Source organism: Nocardia sp. bgisy118, assembly GCF_057708605.1.
This window is the reverse complement of sequence record NZ_JBYISM010000013.1, coordinates 103111-121154: the sequence shown is the minus strand read 5'-3', so window position 1 is coordinate 121154 and position 18044 is coordinate 103111. Positions and strand designations below refer to the sequence as shown.

Annotated in this window: 15 protein-coding genes; 9 read left to right on the top strand and 6 right to left on the bottom strand. The window is 69.6% G+C overall.

Going from position 1 to position 18044, the window contains the following annotated elements:
- Nucleotides 1-25: 25 nt before the first annotated feature.
- Entirely contained in the window at nt 26-1525 is a 1500-nt protein-coding gene (locus tag AC3EO7_RS18150; protein WP_435591826.1) for an MDR family MFS transporter, read from the bottom strand.
- 712 nt (nt 1526-2237) lie between these two features.
- On the opposite strand from AC3EO7_RS18150, the gene cobA reads away from it, so the two are divergent.
- The gene (gene cobA / locus AC3EO7_RS18145) at nt 2238-3473 is read left to right on the top strand and encodes a uroporphyrinogen-III C-methyltransferase (protein WP_435591886.1); all 1236 of its coding nucleotides are present in this window, start codon (nt 2238-2240) and stop codon (nt 3471-3473) included.
- Between the two features lie 233 nt (nt 3474-3706).
- Complete coding sequence (locus AC3EO7_RS18140; RefSeq protein WP_431969540.1) at nt 3707-5167, top strand: MFS transporter; 1461 nt, start codon at nt 3707-3709, stop codon at nt 5165-5167.
- A gap of 10 nt (nt 5168-5177) precedes the next feature.
- On the opposite strand, the gene AC3EO7_RS18135 is transcribed toward AC3EO7_RS18140, so the two are convergent.
- Both AC3EO7_RS18135 and AC3EO7_RS18130 read right to left on the bottom strand, forming a co-directional pair.
- The gene (locus AC3EO7_RS18135) at nt 5178-5591 is read right to left on the bottom strand and encodes a PPOX class F420-dependent oxidoreductase (protein ID WP_431969309.1); all 414 of its coding nucleotides are present in this window, start codon (nt 5589-5591) and stop codon (nt 5178-5180) included.
- A 450-nt stretch (nt 5592-6041) separates the two neighbouring features.
- Nucleotides 6042-6773, bottom strand: a complete 732-nt coding sequence (locus AC3EO7_RS18130) for a DUF7873 family protein (protein ID WP_435591825.1) — start codon at nt 6771-6773, stop codon at nt 6042-6044.
- A 395-nt stretch (nt 6774-7168) separates the two neighbouring features.
- Between AC3EO7_RS18130 and AC3EO7_RS18125 the strand changes: the two genes are divergently transcribed.
- Together AC3EO7_RS18125 and AC3EO7_RS18120 are read left to right on the top strand one after the other, a co-directional pair.
- Nucleotides 7169-7804 (top strand): HD domain-containing protein, encoded by a 636-nt coding sequence (locus tag AC3EO7_RS18125; RefSeq protein WP_431969305.1) that lies wholly within the window; start codon nt 7169-7171, stop codon nt 7802-7804.
- 745 nt (nt 7805-8549) lie between these two features.
- A complete protein-coding gene (locus AC3EO7_RS18120; RefSeq protein WP_435591824.1) occupies nt 8550-9227 on the top strand; it encodes an NADPH-dependent F420 reductase in 678 nt (225 codons plus the stop codon).
- 279 nt (nt 9228-9506) lie between these two features.
- Here the strand turns inward: AC3EO7_RS18120 and yaaA are convergent, their stop codons facing one another.
- Entirely contained in the window at nt 9507-10250 is a 744-nt protein-coding gene (gene yaaA, locus AC3EO7_RS18115) for a peroxide stress protein YaaA (RefSeq protein WP_431969301.1), read from the bottom strand.
- A gap of 288 nt (nt 10251-10538) precedes the next feature.
- On the opposite strand from yaaA, the gene AC3EO7_RS18110 reads away from it, so the two are divergent.
- Nucleotides 10539-12296: a proline--tRNA ligase gene (locus tag AC3EO7_RS18110; RefSeq protein WP_431969299.1), complete on the top strand. Its 1758-nt coding sequence runs from the start codon at nt 10539-10541 to the stop codon at nt 12294-12296.
- 291 nt (nt 12297-12587) lie between these two features.
- Complete coding sequence (locus AC3EO7_RS18105; protein ID WP_431969297.1) at nt 12588-14339, top strand: acyl-CoA dehydrogenase family protein; 1752 nt, start codon at nt 12588-12590, stop codon at nt 14337-14339.
- 224 nt (nt 14340-14563) lie between these two features.
- Here the strand turns inward: AC3EO7_RS18105 and AC3EO7_RS18100 are convergent, their stop codons facing one another.
- Both AC3EO7_RS18100 and AC3EO7_RS18095 read right to left on the bottom strand, forming a co-directional pair.
- Entirely contained in the window at nt 14564-14998 is a 435-nt protein-coding gene (locus AC3EO7_RS18100) for a ferritin-like domain-containing protein (RefSeq protein ID WP_431969295.1), read from the bottom strand.
- The gene (locus tag AC3EO7_RS18095) at nt 14995-15522 is read right to left on the bottom strand and encodes a hypothetical protein (protein ID WP_431969539.1); all 528 of its coding nucleotides are present in this window, start codon (nt 15520-15522) and stop codon (nt 14995-14997) included. The genes AC3EO7_RS18100 and AC3EO7_RS18095 overlap by 4 nt, the downstream gene beginning before the upstream one ends.
- Nucleotides 15523-15813: 291 nt before the next feature.
- Between AC3EO7_RS18095 and rimP the strand changes: the two genes are divergently transcribed.
- The 3 genes from rimP (at nt 15814) to AC3EO7_RS18080 (ending at nt 17974) form a co-directional block, all read left to right on the top strand.
- Nucleotides 15814-16482, top strand: a complete 669-nt coding sequence (gene rimP, locus AC3EO7_RS18090; protein ID WP_431969293.1) for a ribosome maturation factor RimP — start codon at nt 15814-15816, stop codon at nt 16480-16482.
- Nucleotides 16479-17507: a transcription termination factor NusA gene (gene nusA, locus AC3EO7_RS18085; RefSeq protein ID WP_068069413.1), complete on the top strand. Its 1029-nt coding sequence runs from the start codon at nt 16479-16481 to the stop codon at nt 17505-17507. The genes rimP and nusA overlap by 4 nt, the downstream gene beginning before the upstream one ends.
- A 188-nt stretch (nt 17508-17695) precedes the next feature.
- Nucleotides 17696-17974, top strand: coding sequence for a YlxR family protein (locus tag AC3EO7_RS18080; RefSeq protein ID WP_431969291.1), 279 nt, complete (start codon nt 17696-17698; stop codon nt 17972-17974).
- Nucleotides 17975-18044 lie beyond the last annotated feature (70 nt).

Genomic DNA, 18044 nt, shown 5'->3' with positions numbered 1-18044 from the left:
GGCCCAGGGTCAGCGGCGGAGCGGGTCAGCTCTTCATCAGCTCGACCGCGGGCCGTTCGCCCTCGCCTTCGTCCGAGGCTGCCTCGGGCGCGTGCTCGTCCGACGCCGCTTCCGGTGCGTGGGAGCGGCTCGGCAGCAGGACCGCCATCACGATCACGACCAGCGCCAGCACGGCGGAAACCCCGAAGGCCAGGCTCATGCCGTCGAGGTGAGCGGCGACGGGATCGGCGCCCTCGTCGATCAACTGGGTGCTGCGGGTGGACATGACGGTCACCACCAAGGCGGTGCCGAAGGCCGCGGCGACCTGCTGCAGCGTGCCGAGCATGGAGCTACCGTGCGAGTAGAGGTGCATCGGGAGCGCGCCGAGACCCAGGGTGAAGACGGGCGTGAAGGCCGCGGCCAGCGACACCATCATCAGGACGTGCAGGCCCAGCAGCTGCCAGTACGGCATGGTCATCGAGATCTGCGTGAAACCGGCCAGGGACGCGGCGACGCCGATCGAACCGGGGATCACCAGGACGCGGCCGCCGAAGCGGTCGAACAGGCGGCCGACGGTCGGGCCGAGCAGACCCATGGCGAGACCGCCGGGCATGACGAGCAGGCCGGTCTCGAGCGGGCTCAGACCGCGCAGGTTCTGCAGGTACAGCGGCAGCAGGATCATCGAGCCGAGCATCGCGAGGAACGCGATCGACATGAGGATCAGCGCCTTGGCGTAGGTGCTGATCAACAGGATGCGCAGGTCGAGCAGCGGCGTGCCGGTGCGCTGCAGGCGCAGCTGGCGCGCGGCGAACACGCCGATGAGCGCCAGTCCGGCGGCGACGATCAGCGCGGGGCCGGTGACGTTGCCGGACTCGAACCGGCTGAGGCCGTACACGAGGCTGCCGAATCCGACCGCGGCCAACGCCACGCTGGACACGTCGATCGCGCCGGACTGCGGTTCGCCGATGTTCTCGAGTCGCTTCAGCCCCAGCCAGGTGACCGCGGCGGCGATGGGCAGCACCATCACGAACAGCCAGCGCCACGAGCCTGCCTGCAGCACCAGCCCGGACAGGACCGGTCCCATGGCGGGCGCCACCGAGATGGCGAGGGTGACGTTGCCCATGACCCGGCCGCGGTCCTGCTCGGGCACGACCGTCATGAGGGTGGTCATCAGCAGCGGCATCATGACCGCGGTGCCGCCGGCCTGGATGATCCGGCCGAGCAGCAGCACCTCGAACGCCGGGGCGACGGCGGACAGCGCGGTGCCGGCGAGGAAGACGAACATCGCGATCGCGTAGGCGCGGCGGGTCGTGACCCGCTGGAGGAACCAGCCGGTGGCCGGGATGACCGCGGCCATGGTGAGCATGAACGCGGTGGACACCCACTGCGCCGACCGTTCGGTCACATCCAGGTCGGTCATCAGGCGCGGGATCGCGTTGATCATGATGGTCTCGTTCAGGATCACCACGAAGGTCGCGAGCACCAACAATAGGATGACGGTCGGCGTCCGCCGCCCGGTCGGACTGGCGGATGGGACGGCGGGCATCGGGTTACCTCCGAGGTGATCGTGAGCGTGCGAAGACGTGTGGCCCGGTGCCGAGTTATCGAGCCGTGTTCCGGCCGCCACACGAGATCAGACGAGAACTGTTGGCGCAACTCATCGGGCGCGGGACAGTATTCCGCTCACCACCGACGAAAATCACTCGATTTTGCCGGGCTCCTGGTGAATCGAGCCATGGAAAAAGCCTGCCGACCAGCGGCTTTCAGCGGAGCGTCTCGGCGATGGTGACGCTGGTCACATCGCGTGGCGCCCTTCGGTCGGCGACTTCGGCCGCTCCCTCGATAGGGGGAGGACGCGAAGAGCTCGCCGTCACCCGCGCGGAAAGCGCTTGCTGCCTCGGCGTCCCGCGCGGCCGGGTAGCCGAGCCTCGGATAGCCGAGGCCGCCCCACGGTCCCGGCTGGACGTGGGTCGCTTCGACGCCCGGGGTTCGGCGGATGAAACTGTGGATTCGCTTGTGCCGCAACGGTTGCCGGGATGAATGCGAGCACGCGCGGTGCACGAGGCGCGGTGGCGGCCGGTCGTGCGCGAGTAGTGGAGACGTTCCGGTCGGCGCTCGCCTTTCGCACCGCCAGTGGTGCGCCGCGGTGAGCTATCGCTCGGATTCGGCGCGGTTTGCGGCGCTGCGTGCCGACGCCCGCCGGGCAGGCCGTAGGCTCGAACACTGTGCCGAACACGTCTGACAACACCGAGGAACAGGTGGAATCCCACGCCGCCGCCCAGCCTGCGGGCGATCCGAACTACCTGGTGGGGCTCGATCTGAACGGCCGCCGCGTCGTCGTGATCGGCGGCGGAACGGTGGCCCAGCGCAGGCTCGGCCTGCTCATCGCCTCGGGCGCGGACGTGCACGTCATCAGCCGTGAGGTCACCCCGGCGGTCGAGGGGATGGCCACCTCCGGGCAACTCACCGTCACGCTGCGCGCCTATTCCGACGGCGATCTGGAGGGCGCCTGGTACGCGATCGCCTGCACCGACGAACCCGAGACCAACGCCGCCGTCGTCGAGGAAGCCAACCGGCGCTGCGTCTTCTGCGTGCGCGCCGATGTCGCCCGGCTCGGCACCGCGGTCACCCCGGCCACGGCCCGCTACGACGGCCTCACCCTCGGTGTGCTGGCCAGCGGGCAGCACCGCCGCTCGGCCGCGGTGCGCAACGCGCTGCTGGAAGCGCTGCAATCCGGTGTGGTGAGCGATGATTCGTCGCCGATGACCCCCGGTGTCGCGCTGGTCGGCGGCGGACCCGGCGATCCCGATCTGATCACCGTGCGCGGGCGCCGACTGCTGGCTCGGGCGAACCTGGTGGTCGCCGACCGTCTCGCGCCCCCGGAACTGCTGGCCGAGCTGGGACCAGACGTCGAGGTGGTCGACGCGGCCAAGATCCCGTACGGCCGCGCGATGGCGCAGGAGGCGATCAACGCCGCGCTCATCGAGGGCGCGAAGGCGGGCAAGTTCGTGGTGCGGCTCAAGGGCGGTGACCCGTACGTATTCGGTCGCGGCTACGAGGAGCTGGAGGCCTGCGTCGAGGCGGGTATTCCGGTGACCGTCGTCCCCGGCGTCACCAGTCCCATCTCGGTGCCCGCCGCCGCCGGCATCCCGGTGACCCACCGCGGCGTCACGCACGAGTTCGTCGTGGTCAGCGGGCACGTCGCGCCGGATCACCCGGATTCGCTGGTGGACTGGCCCGCGCTGGCCCGGCTGCGCGGCACGCTCGTGCTGATGATGGCGGTGGAGCGGATCCAGCAGTTCGCCACCGCACTGCTGGACGGCGGACGTCCCGCCGACACCCCGGCGACCGTCATCCAAGAGGGCACGTTGCGCACCCAGCGAGTGCTGCGCGCCGACCTCGGCACCGTGGCCGCGCGTGTCCGCGAGGAAGGCATCCGCCCGCCCGCGATCGTGGTGATCGGCCCGACCGCCGGATTCTCCGCGGAGCTCTGACAGGCCGCGAAACAGGTGTACCGGGGTTGTCGACGGATCTCGTCCGGCCGCGCCCGTCGTGCGTACTCCGCGTTCGCTCCGACCGTGCGCGGGGTTGCCGACGGGCTTCGTCCGGCGAGGAAGTCGGCGGCGCGGGGCGCTGTCGGGGGCTTCATCCGGTCACGCCCGTGGGAACGGAGCACTTCGGCTATCAATTACAGTGACTCCCTGTGCTCCAGAATCCCGCTGCGACGATGCAGTACCCGGTGACGCAGCGGGCCTTCGGGCTCGCGATCCTAGTTTTGAGCGGGCTGCAACTCATGGTCGTGCTCGACGGCACGGTGGTGATCTTCGCGCTGCCGCGGCTGCAAGATCAGATGGGACTGACCAGCGCGGGCAGTGCGTGGACGGTCACCTCCTACGGCCTCACCTTCGCCGGGCTCATGCTGCTCGGCGGCAGGCTCGGCGACGCGTTCGGCCGCAAACGCATGCTGATCTACGGCGTCGCCCTCTTCACGCTGGCCTCGCTGGCGTGCGGCCTCGCCCAGGGACCCGCGATGCTGATCGCCTCCCGCGCGGTGCAGGGCGCCGGGGCCGCGGTCGCGGCGCCCGCCGCATTGGCCCTGGTGGCAACGACTTTCGCGCCGGGTAAAGCGCGGAACCAGGCGATCGCGATCGTCGGGTCCATGGTCGGCATCGGCTCGGTCGGCGGACTCGTGGTCGGCGGCGCGCTGACGCAGCTGTCCTGGCGCTGGATCTTCCTGATCAATGTGCCGATCGGCCTGCTCATCGTGCTCGGCGCGGTCTACTGCCTGGCCGACACCGGGCACCACCGCGTCGCCCTCGACGTGCGCGGCGCCGTGCTCGGCACCCTTGCCTGCGCCGCCATCGTCTTCGGGGCCACCGAAGGACCGGCGATGGGCTGGACCAGCCCGGCCATCATCGGCTCGCTGATCGGCGGCCTGGTGTTGCTCGTGGTGTTCGTGCTCGCCGAACGCAATGTCGACGACCCGCTGCTGCCGTGGTCGCTGTTCGGCAGCCGTGACCGCGTCACCACCTTCCTGCTGATCCTGCTCGCGGGCGGCGTGCTCGGCGCGATGACGTACTTCGTCGCGCAGTTCCTGCAGAACGTCATCGGCTACGGTCCGCTGGAGGCGGGTGTCGCGTCGATCCCGTTCACCGTCGGCATCGGCATCGGCGGCGCGCTGGCCTCGAAACTGGCGATGATGGTCGCGCCGCGCTGGCTGCTCGCGGGTGCGGCCGTGGTGCTCGCCCTCGGCCTGCTGTTCGGTTCGACGCTCGACCGCGACGTGACGTACCTGCCGACGCTGCTGATCCTGCTGATCGTCATCGGTTTCGGCGTCGGCATCGCGATGGTGGTGGCGCCGCTGTGCGTGCTGGTCGGCGTGCCGCCCAACGACATCGGCCCGCTCGCCGCGGTCGGGCAGATGTTCATGAACCTGGGCACGCCGCTGGCGATCGGCGTGCTGACCCCGATCGCGGTGTCGCGCACGCTGTCGCTGGGCGGCAAGACCGGCAATGTCTCGGGCATGACCTCGGCGGAGATCGACGCGCTCGGCAGCGGGTACACGCTCGTGCTCGCGGTCTGCGCGGGCGTCGCGGTGCTGATCGGGCTGATCGCCCTGACGCTGCGCTTCACGCCGCAGCAGATCGCGCAGGCCCACCACGCCCAGGAAGAGGCGCAGCGAGCCTGAGCGCCGCGCTTCAGAACCGCCCGGCGACCTTGCGCGGGGTGACCCGGACGATGACCCGGGCGGCGTCGTGCACCGAGGCCGGGTTGAAGTCGGCGTACAGCTGGCCGGTGTACTCGAGCGAGAGCTCGTTGGGCAGGGTCTTGTCCGGATCCGGCGTCAGGGTCGCGGTGCCGCGGATCTCGGCGTAGACGTAGGGGTTCTCGGGCGGGTTGATCAGCAGGGTCACCCGCGGGTCCTTGGCGAGGTTCTTGGCCTGCTGACGCTCCACCGTGGTGGAGAACAGCAGGTCGTCGCCGTCGCGCTTCAGCCAGATCACGGTGAGATGCGGTTGCCCGTTCGCGCCGACGGTCGCCACGGTGGCGAACACGTTCGACTCGTCGAGGTACTTCTTCAGGTCATCGGAGAGCACAGCTGTACCGGTCATGTCCCGGTGGAACACCTGGACGCATCCGCGCATTCCCGGCGTGTCCTCGCTCCTCGTCCGAATTGCATCCTTCGCGGTATTCGCTTGTCCAGGAACGGCTTCGGGCCGAAACATGGAAGACCCGGGGGCCTTTGCCCGCCCCCGGGTCTCGGTGTGCCGCCCATGTCGCCTACCGGTATCGGTGGGATCGGATCACTCTCACCGCGACGCGTCCTACGTTTGGACCACCTCCGCATGGGCGCGGAGAGCGGGTTTTGAACCCGCACCTCGTCGCATCGCGTCCGCTCCTCGAGACCCGGTCGTCGGCGGCGAATACTCAATCTGGAGCGATAGTCTGAGCTTGTGCCACGGCTCGCCCGCTCGGCGGCCGGTCCGTGGCTTCAGGCTGATCTTCAGGTTGAGCTTGCGCTCTTCGCGCATCCCCCGCGGCGCGGGGGAGTTCGTGGGGCATCAGCGGAACAGGTAATCGAAGACCACCTTGCCGGTCTTGCGATCGGTGACCTCGGCGGCGTTGGCCTCCTCGCGAGCGAACTTCACCGCCTGCGCCAGCTTCTCGATCCGGCCGACCACCTCGTTGACCCGCCGCGCAGGCAGCGCGCCGGAGAACTTCACCGTCGTCCAGTAGCCGACGGCGATGTCCTCGTAGTACACCTCGACCTGGGCCGGGTGCTTGTCGGTGGCCTCGGCCTTCACGTGGTTGCGCGGCACCTTCTTGGTGCGGATGGTGCGCACCTGCTCGGTGCGCCAGGCGTCGGAGGAATCGTCGAACGCCCAGGCCTCGGCGGCGTCGAGCACCGGGAGCCGCTTCACGAAGGCCAGCAGATCAGCGAGCTGCTTCTCCAGGAACAGCAGGTACGGCACCGGGACGTCGTCCAGCAGCGTCTCTCCGTCCACCACCACATCGGCCGCGGCGGTGCGGTTCGCCCAGTCCTTGGTCGCGGTCACGTCGAACAGCCGGGTCAGCGTGGCGGCGGTCTGCCGCAGCACCTCCTCCGACTTCACCTGGACGCGCGTCGACTCCGGCGGAAGCTGTTCGCCCTCTTCGTCCTTCGGCTGGTAGACGCGCGAGATGCCGGCCAGCAGCGTCGGCTTCTGCAGCAGGTTCTGGGTCTCGGCGAGCTCGCGCAGCGCGCCGCTCTTCACGCCCTTCTCCACCGCGATGATCTGATTCAGCTTGGTCATTCGTCCTCCCCGTCGCGCCGCGACTCCTGTACTCGGCCGCCGGTCGCTCGATTCGTCGTCCGCGACGCCAGATTTCGGTAACCCCCCGTCGTCGCTGCGGCAACGGTACCGGCGCCCCGGCGGGAGCCGCATCCCATTTTCCTTGCGCGCGCCACGGTGGGATTTGTCGTGCGGAGCTCAACACAGCAGATAGCACAAGCACAGCAGCTCGGCGACATGTAGCCCACACACTCTGCGCATAGCGGAAGGCCCGAGCCATCGCGACACACGAGCGGTCGCCGACACGATTCCCGCGGTGCAGTTCGCCACCGCGGTGGTGGTCAGGTGTGCCGCGGTGGCGAATTCCACTGACCGGAGGCGTTGTCGGCGGCCGCGCGGTCGAGAAGACTGGACCGATGTCCTCGAAGGTGGAGCGGGAGCTGCTGGAGCGCTGGACGGCATTGGCCGGGCCCGCGGCCGAGCCTGTCGGAGCCGACCTGGTGCGCCGCTACGGCGAGCCGCATCGGCGCTATCACACCGTCGAGCACTTGGCGGCCATGCTCCGCGTGATCGATGAGCTGGCCGACCAGGCCGATGACGCGACTGCGGTGCGGTATGCGGCGTTCTTCCACGACGCCGTCTACGCCGTCGACCGCGCCGACAACGAGGAGCGTAGCGCCGAACTGGCCGAGGCAGTCCTCGAGAAGCTCGGCGCGCCAACCGAACTCGTCCGCGAAGTGGCACGCCTGGTGCGTCTCACGACCACCCATGACCCCGCACACGACGACCGCAACGGCGGGGTGCTCTGCGACGCCGATCTCGCGGTGCTCGCCGCCGACGAACCCGGCTACGCCGCGTACACCGCCGCGGTCCGCGCCGAATACGCCCACGTACCCGACGATCTGTACCGCGCGGGCCGCACCGCAGTCCTCGAGGCCCTGGCCCGCCAGCCGCGCCTGTTCCACACCGAAATCGCCCGGCACCGCTACGAATCCACCGCCCGCGCCAACCTCCGCCGCGAACTCGCCGCATTGGCCGAGCCGCCCCGCTGAACGCACCCACGTGACGCATACCGTTTGCGCGGCTCGCAGGCGCTGTGCCTCTGTGCTGAGTGCGCGGGCTATGCATCGCCGAGCTGCTGTGCTTGTGCAACCGCGCCGTGATCGCCGTGTCGACCTCGGTCGAGCCCTCGTGCCGAGCTGTCGCGCGCTGGACTGACGCGGTGAGCAGCCTCGCTGAGCGCCCCGTGCGCACGCCTCGCAGCCCCTGTGGTCTCGGCGTGGGGTGTGGAAGGTGTGCGCGCCCAGCCTTGCCGTTCCGCTCCGCTGCATCGGGCTCGCCATCGGCCGAGCCGCTGCGCTGAGCCTTTCGGCACACACCCTTCGCACTCCGCGCAGGCGCTACGCCTCTGTGCGGAGTGTGCGGGCTATGTGTCGCTGATCTGCGGTGTCTGCACTACCGAGCCGTGGTTGCCGTGTTGAGCTCGGCCTAGCCTCGAACCGAGCTATTTCGCGCTGGTGTTGCGCGCCGCCTCGCTGGGCGTACCCCGGATGCGCAGGCCGTTCACAATCCTCACAGACGATCTAGTCTCTGTGAGGCGTATGGAAGGTCTGCGCACTCGACCTTGCTGCGCCGCTCAGCGCTGGTGCGCTCGCCATTCGGGCCGAGCCGCTGTGCTGGGCCTCATCCTGGTGGCGCGGAGCGTCCGCACGCCTCGTAGGTGTTGCGCGGAGAGTGCGGGCCAGGTGGCGCCCGGGGTGCGGAACAGTGTTGGGGCGCAGATGGTTTCATGTCGGCATGACGACGATTGGATTGATCGGTAGCGGGCATGTCGGCGGCACTGTCGCGCGATTGGCGGTGGACGCTGGGCTGGACGTGGTGCTGAGCAACTCGCGGGGGCCGGAGACGCTGGCGGATCTGGTGGCCGAACTCGGGCCGCGGGCGCGGGCGGCCACCGCGGCGGATGCGGCCGCGGCGAGCGACATCGTGGTGGTCACGATGCCGTTGAAGAACTACCGGGAGGTGCCGGTGGAGCCGTTGGCGGGCAAGGTCGTGATCGACACCAACAACTACGCCCCGGCCCGCGACGGCAATATCCCCGACCTCGATGCAGGCGAAGCGACCTCGAGCGAACTCCTGCAAAAGCATCTGCCGACGTCCAAGGTGGTCAAGGCGTTCAACAACATCTTGTTCGCACACCTGGGCGCGCTGGCCCGCCCGGCCGGTTCCGGCGACCGCTCCGCCCTGCCGATCGCGGGCGACGACGTCGAGGCGAAAGCCGCTGTCGCGCAACTGCTCGACGCGCTCGGCTACGACACCGTCGACGCCGGTCCATTGCGCGAAAGCTGGCGCTCGGAAGTGAACACCCCGGTGTACGGCACCCCCTACGCCGCGGGCACCCCTTTCTGGGAACACGACCCTGCGCCCGCCCCGGTCGAAACGATCCGCACGGCCCTCGCTGCCGCCCAGCGCTGACAGACCCGTCGTTCCAACCGGGTGTCGGCTCGTGCCAATTGCGCGCAGAGCCGCCTGGCTGAGTGTGCCTTCCGATACGCAGGCCCTTTCCACGCCTCGCAGACGCTGTGGCCTCTGCGAGGCGAACAGAAGGTTTGCGAAGCTTCCGCTTGCCGCGCAGAACGAAATCACTGATGGCGGCGTAACACTCGGAGGCACGGCGCTGCCGGGTCGCCGGTCGGCCGGGGTGTGGGCTCGCACCGATTGCTCGGGCCCCGGCAGATCCGGGCGGTGGCGGGCTCAGGTGATGATGAGAAGTTCGGTGGGGGAGGCGATTTCGGTGCGCAGTCCGGCCTTCTCCGCGACCCGGGCCACGGCGCGGATGTCGGCCGGTTCGGCGCGGGTGAGGACGAGCGCGCGGGCCAGCAGGCCCTTGTGGTGCTTGTTGAAATGACTCACCACGGTGCGGGTGCCGTCGGGGTGCTCGGTGAGCACGTTGGCGGTGATGGCGCCGGGGACGCGGCCGAGTTGCTGGTAGGTGCCCGAGCGCAGATCGACGACGAGGTCGCCCGCGGCCTCGGCCAGCAGGGCCTCGGGCAGGACGTCGCGCCAGACCGCCGAGAGGGTGGGCAGACCCGGCAGCTTGGAGCCGCCGGAGAGCCGGTAGGCGGGGATCGGGTCGCCCGCGCGCACCGCGCCGAACAGCGCGGAGCCGATGCCGAGCCGCGCGTACGCCTTGGCGCGCTGCGCCTTGGTGAACGACTTCGCGTCGAGCGCGTCGTAGAGGACGCCGGTGTAGCGCTCCAGCGCGGGGCGGGTCGGGGCCGTGCGCAGCGCCGCGTTCCTGGCGATCTCGGCGTCGGCGCCCTTGCCGAGCCCGAGCGCCGCGCGGGAGGCGTCCGCATCGGCGGCCAGCCGCCCCAGTTCGGTCGCCAGCTTGTGCCGCACCGGCGTGAGCTGCGGCATCGCGAGTGCGTCCAGGTCGAGGGGCAGACCAGCGCCGCCGTCGGACTTGGTTTCGGAGGGAGGGAGCAGCACCAGCACGAAGCGATACCGTACCGGCGCGAGCCGGTCAGGGCCGGAGGCGGTAGCGCAGCGTGACCATGTAGGCCCCCGGCTCGTGCAGAGTTGGGCACCGCGCGAGCCGGTCAGGGCCGGAGGCGGTAGCGCAGCGTGACCATGTAGGCCCCCGGCTCGTGCAGAGTTGGGCACCGCGCGAGCCGGTCAGGGCCGGAGGCGGTGGCGTGGAGTGATCTTGGCCCTGCTCCGCCGCAGGCCGAAATGGATAACGCGTTGCGGACGCCTCGTGGCCGGCGACTACGCTGTGCACCCGTGATCACCCGCCTCTCCCACCTCTTCCTGCGTACCCTGCGCGACGACCCCGCCGACGCCGAGGTGCCCAGTCACAAACTGCTCGTGCGCGCCGGATACGTCCGCCGCGTCGCCCCCGGCGTGTACTCGTGGCTGCCGCTGGGTCTGAAGGTGCTGCGCAAGATCGAGGACGTCGTCCGGGAAGAGATGAACGCCATCGGCGCGCAGGAGATCTCGCTACCCGCGCTGCTGCCGCGCGACCCGTACGAGACCACCAACCGGTGGACCGAATACGGCGACGGCCTGTTCCGGCTGCAGGACCGCAAGGGCGCTGACTACCTGCTCGGCCCCACCCACGAGGAGTTGTTCGCGCTCACCGTGAAGGGCGAGTACAACTCGTACAAGGATCTGCCGGTCACGCTGTACCAGATCCAGACCAAGTACCGCGACGAGGAGCGGCCGCGCGCAGGCATCCTGCGCGGGCGCGAGTTCGTCATGAAGGACTCCTACTCCTTCGACCTCGACGAGGACGGCCTGAAGAACAGCTACAGCGCCCATCGCGAGGCCTATCAGCGCATCTTCGACCGGCTCGGTGTGCAGTACGTGATCGTGGCGGCCACCTCGGGCGCGATGGGCGGCAGCGCCTCGGAGGAGTTCCTGGCCGACAGCCCGGTCGGTGAGGACACCTACGTGATCTGCCGCGAGTCCGGCTACGCGGCCAACGTGGAGGCCGTGGTCACGCCCGCTCCCGAAGCGCAGCCGATCGAGGGCAAGCCCGCGGCCGTCGTGCACGAGACGCCCGGCACCCCCACCATCGCCACGCTGGTGGACTGGGCCAACGCCGCGGGCATCGGCGAGCAGTACGGCAGGCCGGTCACCGCGGCCGACACCCTGAAGAACGTGATGGTCAAGCTGCGCCTCCCGGACGGCAAGACCGAGATCGTCGGCATCGGCATCCCCGGCGACCGCGAGGTCGACGACAAGCGCCTCGGCGCGTCGGTCGAGCCCGCCGAGGTCGAGTTGATCACCGAGGCCGACTTCGCCGCCAACCCGTTCCTGGTGAAGGGCTACATCGGGCCGAAGGCGTTGCAGGAGAACGGCATCCGCTACCTGGTCGACCCCAGGGTGGTCGCGGGTACCTCGTGGATCACCGGCGCGGACAGCGAGGGCAAGCACGTGGTCGGCCTGATGGCGGGCCGCGACTTCACCCCGGACGGCACCGTCGAGGCCGCTGAAGTCCGCGACGGCGACCCCTCGCCCGACGGGCGCGGCACGCTGGTGTCGGCGCGTGGCATCGAGATCGGGCACATCTTCCAGCTCGGCTACAAGTACACCGACGCCTTCGAGGTCGATGTGCTCGGCGAGAACGGCAAGCCGGTGCGGTTGATCATGGGCTCCTACGGCGTCGGCGTGTCCCGCATGGTCGCGGTGGTCGCCGAACAGCAGCACGACGAGAAGGGCCTGCGCTGGCCCGCGGAGATCGCGCCGTTCGACGTGCACGTGGTCATCGCCAACAAGGACGAGGCGGCCCGCGCGGGCGCCGAGGACGTGGTGTCCGGTCTGCACACCCAGGGGCTGGACGTGCTCTTCGACGATCGCACCGCTTCGCCGGGCGTGAAGTTCAAGGACGCCGAACTCCTCGGCATGCCTTGGGTTCTCGTCATCGGGCGCGGCTGGGCCGAGGGCAAGGTGGAGTTGCGTAACCGCTTCACCGGCGAGGCCGAGGAGATTCCGGCCGCCTCCGCCGTCGAAACGGTGGTCGCGAAGATTCGCGGCTGATCCGCTCCGAGATTCTCGTTCGCCGCCCCGGTCCCGCACAGGGACCGGGGCGGCGGCCGTTTTCGACCGAGACCGTCGAGGGCGCACGGCGACGCGCGCTCCAACGCTTGGCGCATGTCGAGTGGGCGTCCGCGCGCTGCTCTCGTCGACTCGGTATCCGGGCTCCGATGCCTTGCGCGTGAGAAGGTGGGGCAGTCACTTTCTCCTTACGCTTCCGTAGGCTGAATTTGCTGATCGCAGAACCGGCAGACCCGCCACACGCTGCTGTTACCCGCTGGTAAGTTAACCGCCATGACAAGCACCGAGGCGTTGTTGTTCAACCCGGCCACCTACGATCCGCAGCACTTCGACGCGGAGACCCGGCGGTTGCTGAAGGCCACCATCGAGTGGTTCGAGAGCCGCGGCAAGCGGCAACTGCTAGCCGACGACCAGAGCGCCGTGTTCACCGCCGACTTCCTCGAGTTCGTCGCGAAGGAGAAGCTCTTCGCGACGTTCCTGACCCCCGCGGCCTACGCCGACGGCGATTCGAACCGCCGCTGGGACGCCGCGCGCAACGCCGCGCTCTCGGAGATCTTCGGCTTCTACGGCCTGGCCTACTGGTACGCCGAGCAGGTGACCATCCTCGGCCTCGGGCCGATCTGGCAGAGCGACAACGAGGCGGCCAAGCGCCGCGCGGCCGCCGACCTAGCCGACGGGCAGGTGATGGCCTTCGGTCTGTCCGAGCAGTCGCACGGCGCCGACATCTACAACACCGACATGGTGCTCACGCCGACCGAGCCGGGCAGCGCCGACGCCGAGGCCGGAATCCTGTTCCGCGCCAACGGCGTCAAGTACTACATCGGCAACGGCAACGTGGCCAGCATGGTCTCGGTGTTCTCCCGCCGCGGCGACATCGAGGGTGCGGACGGCTACATCTGGTTCGCCGCGGACAGCCGCCACGAGAACTATCACCTCATCGACAACGTCGTGGCCGAGCAGATGTACGTGAGCACGTTCCGGCTGGAGAACTACCCGGTGCGCGCCGAGGACATCCTGCACACCGGGCCCGAGGCGTTCTCCGCGGCGCTGAACACCGTCAACGTCGGCAAGTTCAACCTCTGCCACGGCGGCATCGGCATGGTGGAGCACTCCTTCTACGAGGCCATCACGCACGCCAACAACCGCGTCCTCTACGGCAAGCACGTCACCGACTTCCCGCATGTGCGCGGCAATTTCGTGGACGCCTACTCCCGCATCGTCGCGATGAAGCTGTTCAGCGACCGGGCCGTCGACTACTTCCGCACCGCGAGCCTGGACGACCGGCGCTACCTGCTGTTCAACCCGATGACCAAGTCGAAGGTCACCTCCGAGGGCGAGGTGGTCATGACCCTGCTGCTGGATGTGCTCGCGGCCAAGGGATTCGAGAAGAACACCTACTTCAACGAGGTGCAGCGCCTGATCAACACCCTGCCCCGGCTCGAGGGCACGGTGCACGTGAACGTCGGCCAGATCCTCAAGTTCCTGCCCAACTACCTGTTCAACGCCAAGGACTACCCCGAGGTCGGCACCCGCCTGGACGCGGCCGACGACGAGTTCTTCTGGCGGCAGGGCCCGGCCCGCGGCGCGGGCCGGGTGCAGTTCGCGGACTGGAACCCGGTGTACGAGAAGCACTCCGACGTCGCGAACGTGGCGCGCTTCTACGAGCAGGCCAAGGCGCTGCGTGAGCTGCTCGCCACCGCGGCTCCCGACGAGGCACAGCAGCAGGACCTGGACTTCATGCTCACCATCGGCCACCTCTTCTCGCTGGTGGTGTACGGCCAGCTGATCCTGGAGCAGGCCGCGATCACGGGTCTGGACCGCGACGTGCTCGACCAGATCTTCGACTTCCAGATCCGCGACTTCAACACGCACGCCACCACGCTGTACGGCAAGGCGTCGGCTACCTCGGCGCAGCGTGAGTGGGCCGTGGCTGCGCTGCGCACCCCGAGCGTGGACCGGGAACGCTTCGACCGGGTGTGGGCGCAGGTGGCGTCCTACGACGGCGCGTACGAGATGCGTCCCTGAGTGAGCCGGGTACGGCCGAGTTCGTCTCGGCCGTACCCGATTTCGGCCGCGTCGCACCGGTCCGGATCTGTCCGCCCGAGGCGCTCGGCGCGGATGTGTGCGGCGCGAGGCTCGACGGTGCACGAGGCTTGCCGGGATTGCGTTGCGGCGGGTGACTTACCGAGCGTGGCGCTACTCGCCGGGGTCGGCGTTCGGCGTGGAACCTGTCGAGAGCGCCGCTCGGCTCATGGCTTGCCGGGGAAAGCGGCGGTCGGCGGGGTCGCGCCGAGGATCGCCTGCCAGGCGGCCGCGCGCAGCGCGCATTCGGTCAGCCCGTCGATTCCGGTCCGGCGCGCCTCCCCGGATTCGCCGTGCTCGACCACCGCGCGCCAGGCGACGGCGGTGTCGTTCTCGACGGTGACGGCCAGCCGGGCGGCGGCCACGGGATCGTCCACCGGGAACGGGATGGTGTACGCGGGTTCGGGCGGCGGCGCGGTCGTCCCCGCCGCACGGAGCGCGTCGACGGTGGTGTCGCGGCGGGCTCGGTGCGCGGCGGTGTTCTCGGCGATGAGGCGGTCGCGGTCGGGCGAGGCGAAGGCCGCGATCACACCGTAGGCATAGACCGCGGCGTATTCGGCGGCGAGCGCGCCGAGCAGGGCCTGGCGTTCGGCGTCGGTCATGCCAGCAGCACCCCCGCGTGGACGGCGCAGGCCGCGCTGATCGAGGCGAGCAGACCCGCGCGGTAGGCGGACTGCGTCACGGCGAGATCGGCCGCGGACTTGCGCGAGCGGGCGAGCTGCTCGCGCAACTGGTCGACGCTCGGCGGCGAGATCGGTGGCACGGCCGTACCTGTCGCCTCGGGGCCGGTCGTGCTCGCGGCGAACGGTGCGGCCAGGTCTTTGGTCTTGCGGGCCGGGGTGGTCCCGTCGCCGTAGACGCCGACCACGCGGGCGATTTCCGCGCGCAACGCGTCCGCGTGCGCGGTGCGTTCGATCGCGATCGTGCTCAACGCGGTCTGCCGCTGCGGGGCGAGCGCGATCGCCGCGGTGGCCGCGGCGGCGTCGGTGCGGGCCATGACCTCTTGTGCGGCAAGCGGATCGGGCTCGTGTACGGGCTCGTCCGCGCAGCCCGCGGCGGCGCCGAGCGCGAGTGCGCCGACCGTGCCGCCGCCCGCGAGCCGCAACGCGGTGCGGCGGTCGACCAGCGGGACACGGTGCGCGACGGTGTCCTGGGAGGTGTGCCGGTCGACCCGGCTGCCGAAGGTGCGCCCGGCTCGTGGCGGGGCGGGGAGGCGGAGGGGCACGGCACTATCGTGCCAGACCGGTCCGACCGCTCCGACCATCCCGAGGGCGGCCCGCGCGACCCGCTGCGCGCGCCGGGGACCCGGGACGCTTGCCGCGGGCCGATGGTCCTTTACACTCTCGTGGCGCGTTACGCTAGACCTTCGGTACAGAAAATTCCGACCGCGTCACAACTGAACCAGGAGCCGCCCCACATGCCGATGCCGACCGAGGAAAGGGTGAGCCAGCTCGTTGCTGGACTCGTCGAACGCCGGGGATTCGACCTCGAGGGCGTCGATATCTCGACGGCAGCCGGGCACGCGGACGCGCAAGCCAAAGTCAAGGTCACCGTCGACAGCGACGGTACCGCCGACCTCGACACCATCGCCACCCTCAGTTCGGACCTCTCGCTGCTGCTCGACGACGCGGGCGATTTCGGTGAGACGCCCTACCTGCTCGAAGTGTCGACGCCCGGCATCGACCGCCCCCTCACCGCCGACCGGCACTGGCGCCGCGCGCAGGGCCGCAAGGTGCGCGTCACGCTGAGACCGGGGGCCGAGCCACCGGAACCGGGCGGCTCGGCGCGGTTCGAGGCGCGGGTGGGCGCGCTGGGGCAGGATTCGGTGGCGCTGGTGTTCGGCGGCAAGCGCAATCCGCACCGGGTGCACGTGCCGCTGGCCGATATCGCCGACGCCGTCGTCCAGGTCGAGTTCTCCCCGCCCGGCGCGCGGGAGCTGGAGCTGGCGGGCGGAGTGGCGCCAGGTCGGCCGAGGCCAGGGCACGACGACGATGCCCTCGCGGTCGACGATGCCGCAGATGTCCGAGGAAACACCGAAGCATTACCTGTAACAGCGTCCGATTCGACCGAAGGGATCGTGGAATGAACATCGAAATCGAAGCCCTGCGCGCGATCGTGGCCGACAAGGGGATCTCGATCGAGACGGTGATCTCCGCGATCGAGTCGGCGCTGCTGACCGCGTATCGGCACACCGAGGGCCACCAGCCCAACGCGCGTATCGACATCAACCAGAAGACCGGCGTGGTGCGGGTGATGGCCCGCGAACTCGACGCCGACGGCAACGTGATCTCCGAATGGGACGACACCCCAGAGGGTTTCGGCCGGATCGCGGCGACCACCGCGCGCCAGGTGGTGCTGCAGCGGTTGCGCGACGCGGAGAACGAGAAGTCCTTCGGCGAGTTCTCCACCCACGAGGGCGACATCGTCGGCGGCGTGGTGCAGCGCGACGCGCGCGCCAACGCCCGCGGCACGGTGGTGGTCCGCATCGGCAGCGAACTGCACGGCACCGAGGGCCTGATCCCGCCCGCCGAGCAGGTGCCCGGCGAGACCTACGAACACGGCGACCGCATCAAGTGCTACGTGGTCGGTGTCTCCCGCGGCCCGCGCGGACCGCAGATCACCTTGTCGCGCACCCACCCGAACCTGGTGCGCCGATTGTTCGCGCTGGAGGTCCCCGAGATCGCCGACGGCTCGGTCGAGATCGTCGCGGTGGCTCGCGAGGCCGGGCACCGCTCCAAGATCGCGGTGCGCTCCACCGTGCCCGGCGTCAACGCCAAGGGCGCGTGTATCGGCCCGATGGGTCAGCGTGTGCGCAATGTGATGAGCGAACTGGCGGGCGAGAAGATCGACATCATCGATTACGCCGAGGATCCGGCCGCCTTCGTCGGCAACGCGCTGTCGCCGTCGAAAGTGGTTTCCGTCACTATCGTGGACGCCGACGCGCGCGCGGCCCGGGTCGTCGTGCCCGATTTCCAGCTCTCGCTCGCGATCGGCAAGGAGGGGCAGAATGCCCGCCTGGCCGCGCGTCTGACCGGGTGGCGCATCGATATCCGCAGCGACGCGGCCCCCGACGTGGGCGGTGGCGTGCGGACGGAGGCGCATCGCAGTTGAGCGGAGCTCACACCGCGAACAGGGAATCCCGCCCCGGGGATGACATGTTGGTAACTTCCGCGGGGGAGGGGTTCGGCGTTCGGGGCCGGGCAGCGGTACAGTGGTCCAAGGTTCAGCACGAGCCTTCGGCACCTTCGCCCGAACGCACCACCGAGCAACACCCCGCGCCCGCGCGGCGATCGGTTCCGGTGCGTACGTGTATCGGATGCCGGAAGCGCGAGTTGGCCGTCGATCTGTTGCGGATCGTGGCACAAGATCGGGACGCCGGAGACGGATCCCGTATCGTCGTGATCGTTCCCGATCCGCGGCGCAGACTTCCCGGGAGGGGTGCCTGGTTGCACCCCCTTTCGTCTTGTCTGAGCACTGCAGAACGGCGCCGAGCATTCGGCAGAGCACTACGAGTGTCCGGACATCTGGATATCTCAGCCCTGGAGCATTACCTCGAGAACAGGCACGAGCACTCATGAGCACACCGTGAAGTACCAACGATGAACGTCCATCGGAGATAACCCGAGGTCGTGCGGGCCGCCGTCCCCT